Annotated in this window: 4 protein-coding genes; all 4 read left to right on the top strand. The window is 30.7% G+C overall.

The features are described 5' to 3' along the window. Window positions 1–726: glycoside hydrolase family 19 protein (locus GVN22_RS26950; RefSeq protein ID WP_205691055.1), on the top strand; the 726-nt coding region annotated here is incomplete at its 5' end. Window positions 727–738: 12 nt separating this feature from the next. Continuing rightward, on the top strand, window positions 739–1,503 hold the full coding sequence (locus GVN22_RS26945) for a hypothetical protein (RefSeq protein WP_166554104.1): 765 nt from the start codon (window positions 739–741) through the stop codon (window positions 1,501–1,503). Between the two features lie 47 nt (window positions 1,504–1,550). Beyond that, window positions 1,551–2,447, top strand: a complete 897-nt coding sequence (locus tag GVN22_RS26940; RefSeq protein ID WP_166554103.1) for a hypothetical protein — start codon at window positions 1,551–1,553, stop codon at window positions 2,445–2,447. A gap of 6 nt (window positions 2,448–2,453) precedes the next feature. Next, entirely contained in the window at window positions 2,454–3,212 is a 759-nt protein-coding gene (locus tag GVN22_RS26935) for a hypothetical protein (protein ID WP_166554102.1), read from the top strand. The last annotated feature ends 41 nt before the right edge of the window (window positions 3,213–3,253 follow it).

The raw sequence follows: 3,253 nt of genomic DNA, 5'->3' as shown, positions 1-3,253 counted from the left end.
TTTTCAGTACCCAACTCAAGCAATATTGTCTTAAGCATCAACGTATTAGATGAAGAAAAGAAAGTAGAGAAAATCGATACTGTTTGGAAGTATTTGAGTGGGCAGGGGACTAAAAATATTTCATTTACAGGTGAATTAGACGAAGTACTCCTTAAAAAAATATTTCCTAAAGTAACTGAACAAAAAAGTAAAGACTTTCTTCCTTATATAAACAAGTATTTGAAGGAGTTTGGAATTACTAGTTGTGAAGAAAGAATACATTTTTTCACACAAATTGCAGAAGAAACGACACAACTTAAAGATTTATCAGAACTTCCAAGTGATTATGCAAGTAGCCAATCAAAGTACAAAGGCAGAGGTCTAATGCAATTAACTGGCTGGGAGTATAATTATGAACCCTTTGAAACATATTGTAAAGAGCAGGGAGATGAAGTTGATTTTGAAAATCATCCTGAAGAGGTTGCCACAAATCCTAAATATGCTGTATTATCTGCTTTTTGGTATTGGAAAATAGAAAAGAAATGTTCTCGATATTGTAGTGATTTATCTGAAGAAAGCTTGTTGAAAGTTTCTAAACTTGTAAATTGTGGTAACACAGAGTTTTGTGGTTATAAGAAGAACCCGAATACAGGAGTAAGGGAAAAATGTTATGATTGTGAGCCAAATGGCTGGAGTAAAAGAAAAAAAGAATTTGAACGACTTAAAGGTTTATTTCCTTGTGAGTAAACATTTGACAATATGAAAAAAATATTAATAATTTTAGCGATATTAGCATTATACTCATGTAATGCACAAGAAAGTAGAACATTGATAAAAATTGATAAAATTCCATTTGATATGAATAGTGGCAACATATCCCAAGATACCTTAAAAATAGATGTCAATGGAGATGGACTAAAAGACATATTGCTTCAATTTGATTATGAATATAATAAAATAAATAAGGTACCCAAAGGTAATTCTGGACATGAATTAGCTATCTACTTAAATAACGGTCAAAATGAATACCTCTTAAAGAATGTAAATAGGAAAGCACTTTGGGTTATTCATACATCAATATTTGGCGTAGATAATACAACATTTTGTATTGTTAATGAAGAAGGAGGTCAGGATCCCAATAACTATTATTGCTATTGCCGATTCGATAAACAAAGGGATAATTGGTATATGATTAAACATCAGATTAAGACATTTAATACAGGCAGAGAGGTATTAATAGAGGATAAAATCTATAAGTATGAGAATCAACTAGCGTTTGAAGAGGTTAGTTTTGATAAATTATTTGGTAAAATGCATAATGATGTTGGAGAGCCAACACCATCATTGGAGTTAATTAAAGTATCAAAATCAATAATATATGACTCTCCTAATTCTCCCACCAAAATGTACCTCATAAAGGGCGATGAAGTAGAGATATTAGAAGAGAAAGAAGAGTGGCTCAATATCCGTTATTATGGTAAAAAGATTATCGAAGGCTGGATAAAAAAGAGTGATATAAAGTAAAAGAATATAATTTTTCAAATAAGAAAGCTCTCAATTTTTATTAAAAGTTGAGAGCTTTCTTATTTGACATCCAAGATACTGAAAATAAAGATGTTAAAATAGATGCCGTTTGGAAATATTTGGGTAGTAAAGTTCAAGAGCATCAAGCTACTTTCCCTATTACTGGAGCACAGTTACATGAGATATTTTCGGGAACTTCACAAGAGAGATGCGACGAAGTAGCAGGTATTATCAATAAGTACAGCGATGAATATGGGATTGATAATGCCGAAAAAATGAGCCATTTTTTAGGGCAGATAGGTGTTGAAACGGGAGGATTAATACACACAAAAGAAATACCGTGTTACAGAGAAAATGCCATCCGAGATAATTTTGGTTACAAACATTATTGTGATTTATTCGAAGGATTTGAATGTGAAGATTTAGATGCCTGTGCAACAGAAACTCAAAAAATAAAATGTGTACCAGGTACTCCCGATACTACTGAAGAAATTAAGAGAAAATATATATGTTCATCAGCTTTATTCGATTATGTATATTCTTGTTCAGCTAGATTAAAAGGTGGAGACTACGATCTAGGAAATGGCTCTCCGAATAGTAAGGATGGTTCTACTTTTTTAGGTAGAGGGTTTATTCAACTGACAGGAAAATTTAATTATCAGCAACTAAGTAACGCATGGAATTCTGATATAGAAAATATAAATAATAAAAAATATTTTCATAAACAAACATCTGATAATGGGCATATTGATGAACTTGAAACAAATCTGGATGTTGCAATGAAAGCAAGTATGTATTATTGGCGATTGAAAAATTGTAATTCAAAGGCAGATGACAACAATACTGCTGGTGTTACATTAAAAGTAAAAGGGGCTGAACCCCAAGATGAGGTGAAAAACCGAGGAAATATAAAAGATAAAGCTATCACAGTATTAAAAAAATAAGCTATCATGAAATACGCAAATTACCTGCTGTTGAGTATATTAGTACTCATTTCAAATTTGAGTAACTCCCAAAATATTAAACTATCTGATATCAAAGGTATATGGAAAAGTGGTGTTTATGGAAATAATTATATTGTTTTTTACAAAGATAGTATAGCGTGGGTTGGGCTAATTGATAGTAAAGAGGTTGCTTTGAATGGTTTTGGAAAAGTAGGCTTTATTGATGAAAATGACTCATATCTAATGCACTTAGACTCTGTACAAAATACTAACTCGGATATTAGTTATGCCAAATCACGTTTTTTAAGGGTAAACTTAGAAGAAGATGATATTAAATACTTGAATATTAAGAATGAAGGTAGTATCAATAGTATATTTTATTTTAATGGTATATTAAGCAAATTAGGAATAGAAGAATTTCCAGTTCAAATAGGTACTCGAATGGAAATAATCAATTCAAATGTGCATATTTATAAAAAAGAGAAAGATTTCCCCCCAATGATTATTAGCAAGTTGATTTTTCAATTTTCACCAATATTATTAAACCAATTGTTTGATAAGAAGATAAAAAAAATAACTATCAATAAATCAAAGATTTATAATTCTCCTTATGTACCTAGCAAAATGTATCTAATCAAAAACGACCCTATAGAGATAATTGAAGAAAAAAACGGTTGGTTGAAAATTAGATATTATCCAGAAAAAAATGGTGAATGGATAGGTAAAACTATCGAAGGCTGGATAAAACGAAGTGATGTAGAATAAGTATTTATACAAAAGCTCTTAACTATCTGTTAGTTAAGAGC

It is taken from the genome of Cellulophaga sp. BC115SP (genome assembly GCF_009905545.1).
GTDB classification, from domain to species: domain Bacteria; phylum Bacteroidota; class Bacteroidia; order Cytophagales; family Spirosomataceae; genus Flectobacillus; species Flectobacillus rivi.
The sequence above is the reverse complement of the archived record's forward strand: the minus strand, read 5'-3'. Positions and strand labels throughout refer to the sequence as shown.

Excerpts from the sequence above, each read along its gene's own strand:
- GVN22_RS26945 (WP_166554104.1), top strand. The coding sequence starts at position 739 with ATGAAAAAAATATTAATAATTTTAGCGATATTAGCATTATACTCATGT.
- GVN22_RS26935 (WP_166554102.1), top strand. The coding sequence starts at position 2,454 with ATGAAATACGCAAATTACCTGCTGTTGAGTATATTAGTACTCATTTCA.